We start from the raw sequence: 16,671 nt of genomic DNA on the forward strand, positions 1-16,671 counted from the left end.
CTACCTGAATAATCTTATTGCATTAATCAAGATGCAGTTGCTCGGGGGGATACGAACAAAAAGGTAAACCCAGGATGGTTCCGCGCTTTCTTGATACCATCAAAATACAGCATGAGCTCCTCATAACGGGGATTGGCTATGGTGGTGCTGGAAGGAAAGAGCGCCTCAAGGGCAACATTGTCACTGGCCAGCAGTTCTTCTAAAGAACGGGTACTGGCCTTGAACAGGCGCATATAATTGTTTACCGTATTGCGGGATATCCCTAGGGTAGCACCTATTTTACGGTTGCTAAACCCATCAATATATAGGGAAATGATTTGTTTTAAGTCCATTGGATCAAGTGTGTTGGCCATATCGCATACTTTTAAGCGATAAGGTAATTAATACTTGATCTTTCAAAGTCGGTACAGTTGGACCAGATCGAAATATGGCACAAATCGAACCACTATAGGCTTTTACCAAACAGGCAAAAATGGCACAGTTTGAACCGAAATGCCTGGCACTATGAAACCGAAATCAATGGCACAAATCGAACCGAAGTAATCAACACTAATTACTCCTGGGAATTTTAACAATGGTTTCCACTCCAGATTGGTCATCCTTGTTTTTGATTTCATATATATAATTCTCATCATAAAGATTGCGCAACCTGTCGTTTATATTTGATAAACCAATTCCCTTTTTAAATAAGGCAGTTGGACTATCTTTTAACAACGCACCATTATTTTCAACTATAATCACCAATTGCTCGTTTTCAGCATAAATTTTAATGAGTATCTCCAACTCTGTATGATCATACGAATAACCATGCTTAATTGAATTTTCTATAATTGGCTGAAGTAATAGTGTGGGCACATTATATTGAAGTAAAGCTTCATCAATCTCTTTTTTTATAACTAAATGATCTGAAAACCTTACGTTTAAAATATTGAGATAATATTCAAGAATTCGAAGTTCCTTTTCAAGCCTTATGGTATGACCCCCATTGTCCTTAAGTATTTCTCTAAGAAAATCACTCAAATCGGCAATCGTATCTTTGGCCTTACCAGGATCAATATCTGTTAAGACAGCAATCGAGTTTAGGGTATTAAACAAAAAATGTGGTTGCATTTGTGATGAAAGCATTTTAATTCTGGTATTTACCAATTGTGCTTCCAGTTGATTTTGTTTCTTCTCAGCTTCTTTCACCTGTTTTAAATAATAATAAGTATAAACGATAAAAACCATGGCAAAATAGGTCAAAAAGTTCAACTCAATTACGTTCATAAACCTATAAATACTATATTGAATGTCGTATTCAGATATGGTAAACATTCCTTTTAGCCAACTTTGCAAATCGGTAATAAGACGTATGACCATTCCAATAAAAAGCGATAAGACCGTATGGATAGAAATAATTTTAACCCAAGAATAATTTTTATTTAAAAACCGCTTGGTGCTCACGGCTATAAACGTCATATAGCTCACCACGATAATATAATCGAGAAATGGATTATAGATTAAAAAATCACGCAATGAGGACGACATGCCCTCATTCCCAATGGATTCCATGTAAAGTATTTTTGCAATCAAAACGAGGTAAAAAAGAAGATAAAAACCAGCCAAAAGCAAAACGAGATTCAGGTCTATAAATTGTCTTTTTTTATTGAAGAAGTTCATGATATTCCTATTTTTTCAAGAAATTCATTTTTATGAGATTTACTTATGCGCAACATTTTATTATCGGTCATTTTGGCGTCAATTTCAGAAAAACTAGAATGCACAATTTCTCTAACAAAATTTATATTTACGACGCTCGATCTATGGATTCTAAAAAAAACAGCTTCGTCAAGTCCATCACAGAGTTTGGTCAATGCTTCACGCAACATGTACTTTTTATTCGCAACAAAAATCTCCACATAATATCCTGAAGAAGTAATGTACATGATATCCAAAGGATTGATTAAGATGGTTTTATTGCCTTGCCTAATCAGGAATTTTGTCGGCATCGGGACTTTTCCCGATTTCATGCTGTAAAAATGGAACAACTCTTCAAATCGTTTTTTGAAGTTAGCATCAGCCTCTGACTTTGAAGTTTTTAAAACCCTGTCTATAATCCTAAAAAAACGTTGGTCCTTAAATGGTTTTAGCAAAAAGTCAAACGCCTCCACTTCGAAAGCTTTCAAAGCATAGTTATTATAAGCCGTGACAAAGATTACAATAGGTTTTGGAGATATTTTCATTTTTTGGAGCACTTCAAACCCATTCATGTCCTTCATGTTAATATCAAGGAAAATAAGATCTGGCTGAAGTTTATCGATGGAAATTATTGCGGTTTTACCATTTGAGCATTCCCCAAGCACTTCAATTTGAGGCACTGTTTCCAATAATTTCAGAACTCTTTTACGCGCCAGTTCTTCGTCATCTATGACCAATGCTTTCATAATCTAAGGTGCGAAAATTAATAGCTATCTAAAAGTAATTTAAAGTTATTTAATCTCATCCAACTGAGTTATAAATTATTCATAAATAAATAATCGGAAGTACATTCAAAATTAATTTAATCAAAGAGGTCATCAGACCATAATCTGATGACCATAATGATTTGGTGACCTTAATTAACTGCCAAAACTTTGTTCAATTTTTTAATTGTTAGCTACTACGCCATAATCCTTATCCAAAGCATCGAATGTTATATTACGTTTTTGATTTCCATTTTTCAACGTTAATTTATAGACGGCTTTATCCAAAATTATTCCTTTTGTGCTTGCTATATATTTGTTTTTAATCAAATCCCAACCTTTATAGGAGTTATAAACTTGCAATCTTAAATGGCGCGGCATTAGGATGTTTTTGAAATTTTGTTGAGTAGAAATCAAATTGCCTTCCCCATCATAACTAGCGACCATAAATCCTTTTGAACTTCTAAGCTCTACTGAATAGGATTCATATTCCTCATGGCTAACCAAATTGATAAATTTACGGATGTCAAAATTCTCATTCAAAAACCCTATCGGATTATTCACGAATTCATGTACCCCACGAGGTTTGATTTTAATTGTAAAAACCGAACCATTTTGGGTTATATCTGCATTTAGAGGAGAATATTTAACTTTTACCTCATCTAATTTCGTGATTTCTTGAGCTTGACCAATCGAAGCCCATAACACACATACTGATAAAAAAATTAAAGTTTTCATGATAAATAAAATTTAAGATTACTATTCGTTTTTTGATTGTAAATTGATGATCACTCTTTTACAACCACTAAATTATTTGAAAAAGTCTTCGAAAATCATGAAATGATATGAATAGCTAAATTTTGATAATCAACAGTCTTAGATCTGAATTAAACCAATTTTATAGATTTTGAATTCGGTTGGGAATTTTTACGACTTTGATTTACATCAATCTTTTTATTGAAACCATACTAAACTTAAATGGATAAAAATTTAAAAAAAACAACCCACCGGCATTGCGACGGGTGGTTTCAAGGATTTATCATCAGAAGTTTATGAAAAAGCAAATGGGAAAATATCATTATCTAAAATGACTTTTTCCCATCAAATGATCCACTTGTTCATGATCGAACAATTGTATCATGCTTTTACTATTTTAAGAAATGAACCTTATTTTCATCGCTGAAATAGGTTGGAGGTTTGGGGTTTGAGGTTTCCCGCCTTCGCTAAAGCTACGGACGAGCAAGCAAGCTTCAGGTTTCGAGTTCAAGTTTAAGTTTAAACTAATTTTTCAATTTCAACCTCAAATTCAATTTCGACTTCTCATAATACCTAATCCCTATTCCCTCATACCTAAATCAGTGTGCCAAAAGCGTCTGTTTTCTCTTTTTTAGCTGAATTTCCAAATCACTAATTGTCTCTTTTACCGACATTTCATAATTTTTTTCATCAGAAGTTGCAAATATTTGAGGCCCTGGAAGACTTAATTTAATATTACAAATTTTTCCTTTTTCAGGATTAGTACCTTCTTCTTTGAAAAACACATCAGCGCTAATCAACCATTCGTATTTATCAGCGAGTTTATTTAATTTTTCTTTAGTGAAGGCTGCAAGTGAATCACTGTAATCTAAGTTTATAAATTGGATGTTAATTGTCATATCTATTATTTTTAAGTTATAGGACTAAATTAAGGGTTTAAAAAGAAAGACCTAATGACATAAATCATAAATTAAGCTTAAATTTAAAATTCTTATGTAACTCTTGAAGTCATAAAAACAGATTCTAAATTTTACATTATATTAACCGATCCAATTCAAAAATCAATTTCACTATGCAACTCGTTTTTGCCACCAATAATCTCAACAAACTCAAGGAAGTTCAAAGCCTAATTCCAGAACACATAAAACTATTGAGTCTTGCTGACATTGGTTGTGTTGAAGATGTGCCAGAAACCCAAGACACTATAGAAGGTAATGCCATCCAAAAAGCAGAGTACATTAAGAAGCATTACGGTTATGATTGTTTTGCGGACGATACAGGATTAGAAGTTGACGCTCTTAACGGAGAACCTGGCGTATATTCGGCACGATATGCTGGCGAACAGCGCAACTCAGAAGATAATATTCAAAAAATCCTTAAGAATCTAAACAACGAATCTAACAGAAATGCCCAATTCAAAACGGTAATTGCATTGGAGTTTCAGGGGAAACAACACTTATTTACCGGGATTTGTAAAGGAGAAATCACAATGGATAAAATGGGTGACCAAGGTTTTGGCTACGATCCTATTTTTAAAGCTGAAGGTTATGACAAAACATTTGCGGAAATCTCTTTGGAAGAAAAAAACCGCATCGGCCACCGTGGAAAAGCGGTGCAATTACTGGTACAATTCTTAAATATGCAACAGTAATCTTCTACTATTTTCAAGACCAAGTATCATAACATTTTGATAGCTAAAAATCAAAGCCGAAATGACTATTTTTATCCTTTCTGAAAAAAACATAAAAAATAAATTGTAGTAAAAAAAATAAATCGTAGTTTTGCACCTTGAAATTTTCCTCAAGGTGAGGATGTGTTACTGGAAGTTTAGGTTAAGTAAGTCGATTCGCTTCTGTTGTAACACCAAAGAACATAATCGAATACTTATTAAATCGAATGAACACATTCCAAGATTTAGGTCTTAATGACGACCTATTACGTGCTATTAGTGATATTGGCTTTACAACGCCAAGTGATGTCCAAGCAAAAGCAATTCCAATTTTATTAGAGCAAGACACTGATTTAGTGGCTTTAGCGCAAACAGGAACAGGTAAAACTGCGGCGTTTGGCTTTCCTATGTTGCAAAAAATCAACATTGAAAGCAGAACCACTCAAGGCTTGATCATCTCTCCTACACGTGAACTTTGTTTACAAATTACCAACGAATTAAAAAACTACGGAAAATACTGCAAAGGATTTAATGTTGTTGCTATTTATGGTGGTGCAAGTATTACGGATCAAGCTCGTGAAGTAAAAAGAGGCGCACAAATTATTGTTGCTACACCAGGTCGTATGAAAGATATGATTAACCGTAATATGGTTGACATTTCTAAAATTGAATACGCCGTACTTGATGAGGCTGATGAGATGTTGAACATGGGCTTCTATGAGGATATTACAGATATTCTTTCCCATTCTCCAGCAGACAAAAATACCTGGTTATTTTCAGCAACGATGCCTAAAGAAGTGTCGAATATTGCTAAAAAATTCATGAATTCGCCAGTTGAAATTACAGTTGGTAATAAAAATGAAAGTACCAATCAAGTATCCCACGAATATTATTTAGTGAATTCTCGTGACCGTTACCAAGCCTTAAAACGTTTGGCTGATGCACATCCTGATATTTTCTCAGTGATTTTCTGTCGTACCAAACGCGATACGCAAAAAGTGGCGGAACAATTAATTGAAGATGGCTATAGCGCTGGTGCTCTACATGGCGATTTGAGCCAGAACCAACGTGATATGGTCATGAACTCATTCCGTAAAAATCAAATCCAAATGTTGGTGGCTACTGATGTTGCCGCTCGTGGAATTGATGTGGACAACATTACACACGTTATCAACTACCAATTACCTGATGAAATCGAAACGTATACACACCGTTCAGGTAGAACAGGACGTGCAGGTAAAACTGGGGTTTCTATCGTTATTGTTTCTAAAAGTGAATTGCGCAAAATCAAAAGTATCGAGCGCATTATCAATAAAAGCTTCGTGAAAAAAGACATTCCGGATGGAATGGAAATTTGTGAAGTACAATTAATGTCTTTGGCAAATAAAATCCACAAGACAGAAATCAATCCTGAAATTGAAAAATATTTAGGCAGTATCAACGAATTACTTGAGGATACGACCAAAGAAGAATTGATTCAAAAATTCTTTTCGGTTGAGTTTACAAGATTTTTTAACTACTATAATAAATCAAAAAACTTATCGGTATCTGAATCACGCGGAAGTGATAGAGAAGATGATTTTGGACGCGACTCTGGACGTGATTATGGCAATGGAGATGATTCCTCACGTTATTTTATCAATGTTGGTAAAAAAGACGGCTATGACTGGATGAGTTTAAAGGATTACTTAAAAGAAATTCTTGAACTTGGAAGAGATGATGTCTTTAAAGTTGATGTTAAGGAAAGTTTCTCTTTCTTCAATACTGAAAAAGGATTGCAGGAAAAAGTATTGGCTTTCTTTACTGACTACAAACACAACGGTCGTTTTGTAAATGTTGAAGTGAGTGAAGATCAAGGTGGCGGAACCAGCAGAAACAAAAGACGTCCTAGCGGCGGCGGCGGAAGACGTTCAGAAGGTGGCGATTTTAAACCGAGAGGTGAAAGACGTTCTGGAGGCGATTTCGGATCTGGTGGCGGAAGAAGTGACAGAAGAACTTCTTCTGATTCTTCTAGACCAAGACGTTCAGGAGCAGAAAGTGCTGGCCCAAACAGACGCGACAGGCGTGCTGGAGCTGGTGTAGGGGAGAAATCATCGGATTCAAATTTCTCTAGACCGAAAGTTTCAAGACGCAGAGACTAGTAGCAAGACAGATGACGGATGACAAAATTTGAAATTCGTAATTTAATAATATAAAACGAAGTGGGAAGTTTAAACTTTTCGCTTCGTTTTTTTTATTTTATGAAATTCATTGTTACGCTTTAGTTAATACCTGATTACTTATGCCTTTTCCCTAACGTTAATTTTATATGAAAATTACCATATTTAGTGATGTATCTAAGTTTAGTTTCTTATTTTTAACGATTAAATAAATCAATGAGGCACCTACTAATACTTACTGCTTTTTTATTCATTTCTTCACTAAGTGTGGCCCAAACACCCTCTTCTGTTAAAGGTGTGGTCTATAGTACAAGTACAAATGAAATTTTGGAGAGCGTCAATATCGTCAACTTAAATCAAGTTATTGGCACGACCACAAACAATAAAGGTGAGTTTGAAATCAAGTCCATTGCTAATGATACTTTGCATTTTTCGTTTTTGGGTTATAAATCCATTAAAGTAAAAGTAACCAACGACTGGCTAAAATTTGGGGAAACCAAAATTGAAATGACCGAACTGGCGCTTGCTCTTGAAGAAGTCGTCGTCAATCAATTAAGACTTACGGGTTTTTTAGAGGTCGATATCAAACAAGTTCCGGTAAGAACCAATTATCGCTATAGTATTTCTGGTTTATCCACAACAGGATATGAAGGCGGAACCACAGGCGCTATAAACAAAGCTTTGGGAGCCATTTTTAATCCTGCCGACTTCTTATACAATATGTTTGGCAAAAAAGGCAATCAGCTTCGGAAGTTAAAACAAATGAAACAAGACGATGAAATCAGAAACTTGCTCGCAGCTCGTTTTGATCGTGAAATGTTGATGGTTTTACTAGAAGTAGATCGATTAGATTTAGATGAAATTGTCAGTCAATGCAACTACTCCAGAGATTTTATTCAAACGGCTAATGACCTCCAGATTTTGGATGCCATCAACGAATGCTACGAAGAATACAAAGTGCTGAGCAGAAGTAAAAAGAGGAATAATTAATCCTTTTTGTTTTTGTAATAACGCGTCACGATCTCATCATAACTTTTCAAGGTTTTTGAGATCCAATCCAATCGCTTTTCTAATTGTTCATGTTCAGATAACTGCCATTTAACATCCGATTTCCGTAATTTATTTGTGACATCCTGTAAGATTATTGCGGCGGAAACCGAAATATTCAAACTCTCGGTAAAGCCGACCATCGGAATTTTCAAATAGCAATCGGCAGCGTCCAAAACCTCTTGTGACAAACCTTCCGTCTCTCTTCCGAAGAAAAAACAAGACTTTTTACTGATATCAAAATCGGCAAGTACCTGCTCGTTTTCGTGAGGTGTTGTGGCGACAATTTGATAGCCATTTTCTTTTAGATTCTGAATACAGTCTTTCACGGTATGAAATCTTTGTAAATCCACCCATTTTTGAGAGCCCATTGCAATTTCACGATCAATGCGTTTGGAATTTCGCTCTTCCACAATATGGACTTCCTGAATCCCAAAAACATCACAACTCCGAATGACTGCACTCGTGTTGTGTAATTGGTACACATCTTCTGTGGCCACGGTAAAATGTTTCGTCCGATTTGGAAGAACGGTATCGAATCGTACTTTTCTTTCTGGGGTAAGGTAAGTTTCTAAATGCTCTAAAAGATGGAGGTCAATCATTGAAAAATTTATATTCGGCAAATTAACGAAACAATAACAAGGCACACCCAAAATATCTTTGTATATTTTCTTTTAACAATAACTGTGAGCAAAATAATTGAATTGGATTTGGATGGGTCGGACCGATTGGAAGATCAAATTGAAGACTAAAAATTAAAACTTACTAATAAACAAATTTATTAATGTCCGATAAAAGATAAAACCACTTGAATTTATTTTTCACTTATCTGACTACCAGCCTCTTAATCTCTGCGCTTTATTATTTTTCAAAAACAGGCTACCAATTAAAAGATAATTGTTCTTGCTCAGCTTTATTAATCCAGTCTTTTTCCGGGTTTTCTAGAAATTTCATCAAATTGTTGTAATTTAAAAGATGGTTTTTACAGAAGCTGACCAAATTTGAAAATGTTCAATTGCGCTTTTTTAGAATAGGATTTAACTGAAAACCATCCGTTTTTCCTGATAGACCAAGCATTGCAATAGATATTACTCGAAGTGATATACTCTTTGAAAATGAACAAAAAAGCATACTTATCAAATGGTCTTTTGTAGTAAATCGTTTGGTGTAAGGTCTGACTCAAATTTTTTGACCTCTTTTCTTACCAAAGAATCGTCTATTAAAGAAATCAGCTGTCCGAAAACAGATTTACTAGAATAATAATTACTTTTACTCATCGTATTTTGAATTTTGCAACTCTAATTTACGATATTATTCAAGTAGCCATTTTTAAGGGCTCCTTTTTTATCGGACAACAATGACTGTGAAACTATAATTCTTAAATGTCGTTTATTTTCTTTTCGATCTTTGCAAAAAACCTAGCGTCCTTGCGTTAAAAAAAAAATAAGCTCCTATAAAATATATTGAGTTGTTAAATGCGTAAACTCCTCTATCTGTGATTGCTTCCAATCCTCGTCTTTACCTAAATATTTTGTAAGAATTTCAGCCACTTGTGGTGCAACTTCTTGAGCAGCCTTGGCATCCAAAAACAAGATACGCACACGCCTGGCCAAAACATCTTCAACCGTTCGTGCCATTTCATTGGTAACTGCCCAAACCACTTCGGCCTTTAAAAATTCTAAACGCGGATGCAATTTTTCGCCTAATTCTGGAGATTCTTTAATTAGTTGGTCAATAAATTTTTGATCAGTTCCATAAATATAAAGATGATTAGTATAATCTGTAGCACCATCAGCACCATGAATTCTAAGATGTTTGGTCAGACACACGGTATAAGGCAATTTCCCCATAGCAATGACCTTTTTCATGGTGTCTTGTGCCATGCATCTATAGGTGGTCCATTTTCCACCTGTGATGGTAATTAAGTCCGATTCAGAAACAATTACTTTATGGCTTCTTGAAATTTCTTTTGTTTTTTCTGAAGGATTTTTTGGAGCTGCCAACGGACGTAATCCTGCAAAGATGCTCAATACATCAGCTCTAGTAACGGTTTTATTCAAATAAGCATTTGTGGTTTCCAAAATAAAATCAATTTCCTTTTCCAAGGGTTTTGGCTCCAAACTATGGCTGTCCAATAAGGTATCCGTAGTTCCTACCACTACTCTATTATGCCAAGGCACCAAAAAAAGAACCCGTCCATCTGTTGTTTTTGGAATCATGATGGCATCTTTACCTGGCAAAAATGAGCGATCTAACACCAAATGAATGCCTTGACTTGGTCTTACCGTATTTTTAGCATCCGCATTATCCATTTTTAGGATTTCATCTGTGAACACGCCTGTCGCGTTGATGACTACTTTTGTATTTAAGATGTATTCTTTGTGCGACTCATGATCAATTGCCGTAACTCCATTAAGTTTGCCATTCGCATCTTTTTGCAATTGAATGACTCTAAAATGATTCAAAATCGTCGCACCTTGTTCGATAGCGGTCTGGGCAATATTGACTGCTAATCGCGCATCATCAAATTGTCCGTCATGATAGACTACGCCACCTTTAAGATGCTCCTTTTTAATAGTCGAAAGTCTTGAAAATGTTTCTTCTTTAGACATTCTCATGGATTTCCCGAAGCTCAACTTTCCAGCTAAAAGATCATAGGTTTTTAAACCAATGGTGTAAAACAAAGTGTTCCACCATTTATAAGTCGGAATAATAAATGTCTGATTCTTGACCAAGTGCGAAGCGTTCTTCAATAGCAAACCTCTTTCATACAAGGCTTCTTTGACCAAATCAATATTGCCTTGTGCCAAATAGCGTACGCCGCCATGAACGAGTTTGGTACTTCTACTAGACGTTCCCTTTGCAAAATCAGACTGTTCCAAAAGCAGTGTTTTGTAGCCGCGCGTCACACTATCCAAAGCCACGCCCAAACCAGTTGCTCCACCTCCAATAACAATAACATCCCAATCGCTGTTATTTTCCAACTGGTGTAATAAGGAGGCTCTATCGAACACTAATGGTCTATGTTTAATAAGTTTTCAATTTAAAATGAGGATTGGTAAAAACGAAAGTACTATAGAATAAAATCCTTTTAGAAAAGCGCTATTCATCTAACAAAATCTCCAACATTTGAATGGCTGCATCACTAATTTTCGTTCCAGGACCAAATATGGCAACAGCTCCTGCATCAAATAAATATTGGTAATCCTGTTTAGGAATGACTCCTCCGACAATGACCATAATATCTTCGCGACCGTAGTTTTTCAATTCCTGAATGACTTGCGGGACTAAAGTTTTATGACCTGCGGCCAGTGAAGACACGCCCAGAATATGGACATCATTTTCAACCGCCTGTTTAGCAGCTTCTTTTGGAGTTTGAAACAGCGGACCAATATCCACATCAAAACCAACATCCGCATAGCCTGTGGCGACTACTTTGGCACCTCTGTCGTGACCGTCCTGCCCCATTTTGGCAATCATGATACGCGGACGACGACCATCTTGCTCTGCAAACTTATCGGCAAGTTCCCGTGCTTTTTTGAACGAACTATCGTCTTTTATTTCTTTGCTATACACGCCTGAAAATGATTTAATCTGAGCTTTATAACGACCGAATGCTACTTCAAGTGCATCACTAATTTCGCCTAAAGTAGCGCGCTCTCTTGCCGCATCTACTGCTAAAGTTAACAAATTCTCATCAGAGCCTCGATCCGAATTTATAATATTTTTAGCGGCTTCCGTCAAATTAGCCAAAGCTTGTGCTACTTTACCAGAATTCCGTTCAGCCTTCACTCTATTTAATCGTTCAATCTGCGAAAGTCTGACCGTTTGATTATCGACTTCAAGAGTTGTAATCGGATCTTCCTTTTCTAATCTGTACTTATTTACGCCCACGATGATATCCTGACCAGAATCAATTCGTGCCTGCTTACGTGCCGCTGCTTCCTCAATCCGCAATTTTGGAATGCCTGCTTCAATGGCTTTCGTCATGCCTCCAAGTTCTTCAACTTCCTCGATCAGAGCCCAAGCTTTTACAGCGATATCGTGTGTCAGTTTTTCAACGTAAAAACTTCCTCCCCAAGGATCAACCGTCTTAGTGATTTGGGTTTCCAATTGAAGAAAAAGTTGTGTATTTCGTGCAATTCGTGCTGAAAAATCGGTTGGCAGTGCAATCGCTTCATCTAAGGCATTGGTATGTAAACTTTGAGTCCCTCCAAACGCTGCTGCTGCCGCTTCAATAGTAGTTCTTGCCACATTATTAAACGGATCCTGCTCGGTCAAACTCCATCCCGAAGTTTGGGAATGGGTACGTAACGAGAGTGATTTGTCGTTTTTAGGATGGAATTGTTTTACCATTTTTGCCCATAACATTCGGGCAGCGCGCATTTTGGCAATTTCCATGAAATGGTTCATCCCTATGGCCCAAAAGAAAGATAAACGTGGTGCAAACGTATCAATGTCCATGCCCGCTTCAAGACCTTTCCGGATATATTCCAATCCATCTGCTAAGGTATAGGCCAATTCAATATCGGCCGTAGCGCCTGCTTCTTGCATGTGGTATCCAGAAATACTGATGCTATTGAACTTCGGCATGAATTTACTGGAATATTCAAAAATATCAGAAACAATTTTCATGGAAGGTGTTGGCGGATAGATATAAGTATTCCGTACCATAAATTCCTTTAAAATATCGTTTTGGATCGTCCCTTCCAATTGTTCAGGCTTTACGCCTTGTTCTTCAGCTGCCACAATATAAAATGCCAAAATGGGCAAAACCGCGCCATTCATGGTCATGGAAACCGACATTTTATCCAAAGGAATATGATCAAAGAGAATTTTCATATCCTCAACGGTATCAATGGCAACACCAGCTTTACCAACGTCGCCCACCACACGATCATGGTCAGAATCATAACCGCGATGCGTGGCCAAATCAAAGGCTACCGACAATCCCTTTTGTCCTGCAGCCAAATTGCGTCGGTAAAACGCATTACTTTCTTCTGCCGTTGAAAAACCAGCGTATTGACGAATTGTCCAAGGTCTGCGAACATACATGGTCGAGTAGGGTCCGCGAAGGTTTGGTGCGATTCCAGCAATAAAATTGAGATGCTCGAGGTCCTTTATATCTTCCTTGCCGTTAGTGGATTTGATATCGATGTCTTCTGCCGTGTGGAAAGTTTCTGGTTTCTCGTTTAAAGTTTCGAGTTTACTAGATTCTAAACTCGTTCTTCCGTCATCCGTCATCCGTCTTCGGTTCAATTCGATATGTTGCAAATTCTTTCTACTCATAACTTTTTGTTTAAAAGATATCAATATCACTGTCTTTTGACGAATGACATATCAATTTAATCACAATTTTAGACTCATAAATCTAACAATGAATAAGATAATGAATAAGATAGGGAAATGTTCTAAGCATTTTTATTCTTACATTATCATATCACAATTGAAAAGTAAGGGCTCACTTTTAATATTATTGAGACTTTCTTTAAAAGAATCAAAAAACCTATCAGAAAGCTTAGGATTTATATTTTTATAATAAGAGATCGCTTCCTTAAATTCAAGTTTTGCTTCAGGAAGAATCACTACGCTATAATTCATCTTCTATTTCTTTTAAAAAATCATTGATTTCGTCAACATCATTCGGATTCTTTAAATATTTATCGGTACGCTCTCTGACACGATCAATCTGCCATTGTGGAACTTTATATTCGTCTCTATCTGATTTATTAGATGGAAAAATAATAACTTCTACTTCACTAGCATCAAAATCATCTGGAAGGACGATATTAATCGTACGATTTTTTACGCTTACAATTTTTCTTAGAGCTTCCATATTATGATTATTTAATTCACTCGTTTTCCAATCTTTTTTGCTCGACAGCTTCCGCCAAACGCTTTTCAATAATAGGCTCTATCAAGGTTTTGACAGGATTTTTTTTAACGAAAGGATACAACTCCAATTCATGCTTCATTTTATCATCCGCATGAGGATGTTTGTTGGTGCCTAACAAAATCAATTCGCCTTTATCAAACTGTTCTTGTTCTTTGGCTGCGCTTTCTTTTATTTTCTTTTGAATCGTGCCTTCCTTTAGCTGCTGTAAAAATCCGCCGTTAGCTTCGATATCCTTGAAAAGTACCAAGGCTTTTTCTGCTAATTGTTCTGTTATACTTTCGATATAGTAAGCGCCATCTGCTGGATTATTTACCTTATCAAAATAGCTTTCGTGCTTTAAAACCAACAATTGATTTCTTGAAATACGTTCTGCAAACTCATTGTCCTTATGATAAATGGCATCGTATGGCAAATTAGAAATTGTATTCGCGCCACCAAGAACTGCACTCATACATTCGGTGGTCGTACGCAACATATTGGTATTATAATCGTAAAGGGTTTTGTTGCGTTTCGTTGGGATCGCAACAATAAAACATTCGGTATTAAAACCGTAAGCCTCTGCCAACGTTCGCCATAATTCCCGCAACGCTCGAAGTTTTGCGATTTCAAAAAAATAATTGGTGCCTACCGAAACATTGAAGATGACTTCAAAGGACTCCTTCGCTGAACTCGTCAATAGACTTTCTAAATAATTGAGATACTCATTGGCGTGCGCTAAAGCGTAGGCCAATTGCTGCACCATATTGGCACCCGCATTTTGGTATAATCGCAGATTTACGGTAAAGGTTTTGGTATGCTTTATAATGGCTTCAAATTCGCTAAAATCTGATTTCAGATTGTTATACCAATTTCCTGTTTTGGCAAGATGCCCAATAATATCGACTTGAATATGTTTGTTTCCCTTACTTGGGATGAATGAAAATTGCTTTGCAAATTTTGAAGATATAAATTGACATTCAAAAAAAACAGCAACTTTCGCTAAATTGATATTAACCAAAAGGTCTTTTACTAAAATTTCTTCAGAAGGCAGAATAAACTTGATACTTTCCGCGCCCCGCTCGATCGCATTAACCGCCTTAAGATTTGATTTTTCAACATGGGCGACGAATATGGCTTGGCATATCTGCCATTCCGTAGCTTTTGTATCCGATACATTCGGGAGTTCCTTAAACTCATCTGCATGATAGAAAGGCTTCACATGAATACCTTCATCAGTGTTCCAAATAAGCGTTTCGTTATAGTCGGCTCCTTTTAGGTCATATTGAATGAGTTGCTTCCATTGCTTGGAGGAGACCTCAGAAAAATCTTCAAATAACGTTTTAGTCATGATCATTTTGATTTTCTATACTATCCTCGTATTCGATAATATAAATTTCTTCATTCACGCGCTTCATATAATATTTTTCGCGAGCCAATCGTTCCAAACCTTCTTCCGTACTCAAGGCTTTTATGCCTTTCTTATCCTTTATAATCTCTTTCTTGTAGTAGTCACGTTCATTCTTCAAAGCGTTCATTTCTGAATTTAATTCATGGTGGATCAAAAAAGAATTGCCATCAAAAAACAACATCCATACCGCGAACACCATAAAGATGATCACATACATATTTTTGAATGGTTTTAAATATTTACGATTCATCTATGCTAAACGTTCATTAATGATTGATTTCACAATATCGACAGCCACAGTGTTGTACTTATTGTTTGGAATAATAATATCTGCATATTCTTTCATTGGCTCAATAAACTGCTGATGCATTGGCTTCAAAGTGTTTTTGTATCGGGCCAACACTTCATCCAAGTCACGTCCGCGTTCAGAAATATCGCGTTTCAAACGTCTGATCAAGCGTTCATCACTATCAGCATGCACAAAAATCTTGATATCAAACATTTCGCGCAACTCTGGATTTGTCAAAATCAAAATACCTTCAACAATCATTACTTTTCGAGGATGCGTCAAAACAGTATCACCGGTTCTGTTGTGTTTTATAAATGAATATATCGGCTGCTGAATGTCTCTACCTTCTTTTAGCTCCTGTAAATGGCTTTCCAACAATTCAAAATCAATGGAACGCGGATGGTCAAAATTAATTTTCACACGTTCATCAAAGCTTAAATGCGACGTATCCTTATAATAAGAATCCTGGGATATGACGCCCACTTCGCCTTCAGGCAATTCAGTTAAAATTTGATTGACAACCGTAGTTTTACCACATCCTGTACCACCTGCAATTCCTATAATCAGCATTCCTTAATGTTTAGATTTTGAGGGCAAATTTAACCAATTATTAAGAACTACTATTGCTGAACTTTGGAAACTTCAGAGGGGGTTACTATTTTACCATCATCATTCCCCCATGAATTTAATATATAATTCATCACATCTGCTACTTCGTCGTCTGAGAGTCCTAACGCAGCCATGGAACTATTATATACATTTCCATTGACGGTAATTTCTCCAGACATTCCATATTTAACAGCCTTAATACTTTCTAAGCGTTTGCCCAATAAATAGTCAGAATCTGCCAATGGTGGAAAAGCACTCGGTACACCTTCGCCTTTGGGCATATGGCAATTCATACAAAAATCCTCATACACTAGGGCACCTCGCGCGATACTCTCTTTAAGTTCTGGAGTTTGTTTTGGTGCGTCATTGCAAGAAAGCAAAAGACTTAAGAACACAAATATTCCAATCATTTTGAACA

At 36.3% G+C, this 16,671-nt stretch carries 17 protein-coding genes and 1 pseudogene; 4 read left to right on the top strand and 14 right to left on the bottom strand.

The features are described from left to right. Positions 1 to 26 precede the first annotated feature (26 nt). The 4 genes from ACOH2D_RS03175 to ACOH2D_RS03190 all read right to left on the bottom strand — a co-directional run bounded on the left by ACOH2D_RS03175 (position 27) and on the right by ACOH2D_RS03190 (position 3,179). Positions 27 to 353, bottom strand: coding sequence for a LuxR C-terminal-related transcriptional regulator (locus tag ACOH2D_RS03175; protein ID WP_449534336.1), 327 nt, complete (start codon positions 351 to 353; stop codon positions 27 to 29). Positions 354 to 549: 196 nt separating this feature from the next. Next, the gene (locus ACOH2D_RS03180) at positions 550 to 1,551 is read right to left on the bottom strand and encodes a sensor histidine kinase (protein WP_348035417.1); all 1,002 of its coding nucleotides are present in this window, start codon (positions 1,549 to 1,551) and stop codon (positions 550 to 552) included. Positions 1,552 to 1,655: 104 nt separating this feature from the next. After that, on the bottom strand, positions 1,656 to 2,423 hold the full coding sequence (locus tag ACOH2D_RS03185; protein ID WP_348035418.1) for a LytR/AlgR family response regulator transcription factor: 768 nt from the start codon (positions 2,421 to 2,423) through the stop codon (positions 1,656 to 1,658). Between the two features lie 201 nt (positions 2,424 to 2,624). Then, on the bottom strand, positions 2,625 to 3,179 hold the full coding sequence (locus ACOH2D_RS03190) for a hypothetical protein (RefSeq protein ID WP_348035419.1): 555 nt from the start codon (positions 3,177 to 3,179) through the stop codon (positions 2,625 to 2,627). 256 nt (positions 3,180 to 3,435) lie between these two features. Here ACOH2D_RS03190 and ACOH2D_RS03195 point away from each other — a divergent pair. Continuing rightward, positions 3,436 to 3,624 (top strand): annotated as a pseudogene (locus ACOH2D_RS03195) (23S rRNA (pseudouridine(1915)-N(3))-methyltransferase RlmH); the annotation flags it as partial. A 172-nt stretch (positions 3,625 to 3,796) separates the two neighbouring features. On the opposite strand, the gene ACOH2D_RS03200 reads toward ACOH2D_RS03195, so the two are convergent. Next, positions 3,797 to 4,096, bottom strand: a complete 300-nt coding sequence (locus tag ACOH2D_RS03200) for an HPF/RaiA family ribosome-associated protein (protein WP_348035420.1) — start codon at positions 4,094 to 4,096, stop codon at positions 3,797 to 3,799. Positions 4,097 to 4,269: 173 nt separating this feature from the next. Between ACOH2D_RS03200 and ACOH2D_RS03205 the strand changes: the two genes are divergently transcribed. The 3 genes from ACOH2D_RS03205 (at position 4,270) to ACOH2D_RS03215 (ending at position 8,015) form a co-directional block, all read left to right on the top strand. Further along, positions 4,270 to 4,848, top strand: coding sequence for a non-canonical purine NTP diphosphatase (locus tag ACOH2D_RS03205; protein WP_449534337.1), 579 nt, complete (start codon positions 4,270 to 4,272; stop codon positions 4,846 to 4,848). Positions 4,849 to 5,093: 245 nt separating this feature from the next. After that, entirely contained in the window at positions 5,094 to 7,007 is a 1,914-nt protein-coding gene (locus ACOH2D_RS03210; RefSeq protein ID WP_348035422.1) for a DEAD/DEAH box helicase, read from the top strand. 234 nt (positions 7,008 to 7,241) lie between these two features. After that, positions 7,242 to 8,015, top strand: a complete 774-nt coding sequence (locus tag ACOH2D_RS03215; protein WP_449534338.1) for a carboxypeptidase-like regulatory domain-containing protein — start codon at positions 7,242 to 7,244, stop codon at positions 8,013 to 8,015. On the opposite strand, the gene ACOH2D_RS03220 is transcribed toward ACOH2D_RS03215, so the two are convergent. The 9 genes from ACOH2D_RS03220 to ACOH2D_RS03260 all read right to left on the bottom strand — a co-directional run bounded on the left by ACOH2D_RS03220 (position 8,012) and on the right by ACOH2D_RS03260 (position 16,663). Then, a complete protein-coding gene (locus tag ACOH2D_RS03220) occupies positions 8,012 to 8,674 on the bottom strand; it encodes a TrmH family RNA methyltransferase (protein WP_449534339.1) in 663 nt (220 codons plus the stop codon). The two genes, ACOH2D_RS03215 and ACOH2D_RS03220, sit on opposite strands and share 4 nt — an antisense overlap. Positions 8,675 to 9,083: 409 nt before the next feature. Further along, positions 9,084 to 9,203, bottom strand: a complete 120-nt coding sequence (locus ACOH2D_RS03225; RefSeq protein ID WP_348036456.1) for a hypothetical protein — start codon at positions 9,201 to 9,203, stop codon at positions 9,084 to 9,086. A gap of 320 nt (positions 9,204 to 9,523) precedes the next feature. Then, positions 9,524 to 11,086: a glycerol-3-phosphate dehydrogenase/oxidase gene (locus ACOH2D_RS03230; protein WP_449534340.1), complete on the bottom strand. Its 1,563-nt coding sequence runs from the start codon at positions 11,084 to 11,086 to the stop codon at positions 9,524 to 9,526. An 88-nt stretch (positions 11,087 to 11,174) separates the two neighbouring features. Further along, the gene (scpA, locus tag ACOH2D_RS03235) at positions 11,175 to 13,361 is read right to left on the bottom strand and encodes a methylmalonyl-CoA mutase (protein ID WP_449534341.1); all 2,187 of its coding nucleotides are present in this window, start codon (positions 13,359 to 13,361) and stop codon (positions 11,175 to 11,177) included. Positions 13,362 to 13,662: 301 nt separating this feature from the next. Then, positions 13,663 to 13,908 carry a hypothetical protein gene (locus ACOH2D_RS03240; protein ID WP_348036450.1) on the bottom strand — a complete coding sequence of 82 codons (246 nt, stop codon included), beginning with the start codon at positions 13,906 to 13,908 and terminating at the stop codon, positions 13,663 to 13,665. Between the two features lie 16 nt (positions 13,909 to 13,924). Then, positions 13,925 to 15,295 (bottom strand): methylmalonyl-CoA mutase subunit beta, encoded by a 1,371-nt coding sequence (locus ACOH2D_RS03245; RefSeq protein ID WP_449534342.1) that lies wholly within the window; start codon positions 15,293 to 15,295, stop codon positions 13,925 to 13,927. Continuing rightward, positions 15,288 to 15,605 carry an FtsB family cell division protein gene (locus ACOH2D_RS03250; RefSeq protein ID WP_348036452.1) on the bottom strand — a complete coding sequence of 106 codons (318 nt, stop codon included), beginning with the start codon at positions 15,603 to 15,605 and terminating at the stop codon, positions 15,288 to 15,290. The genes ACOH2D_RS03245 and ACOH2D_RS03250 overlap by 8 nt, the downstream gene beginning before the upstream one ends. After that, complete coding sequence (gene udk, locus ACOH2D_RS03255; protein ID WP_348036453.1) at positions 15,606 to 16,214, bottom strand: uridine kinase; 609 nt, start codon at positions 16,212 to 16,214, stop codon at positions 15,606 to 15,608. Positions 16,215 to 16,264: 50 nt separating this feature from the next. Beyond that, positions 16,265 to 16,663 (bottom strand): c-type cytochrome, encoded by a 399-nt coding sequence (locus tag ACOH2D_RS03260; protein ID WP_449534343.1) that lies wholly within the window; start codon positions 16,661 to 16,663, stop codon positions 16,265 to 16,267. Between the last annotated feature and the right edge of the window lie 8 nt (positions 16,664 to 16,671).

The sequence above is a fragment of the Gelidibacter sp. genome (assembly GCF_053579655.1).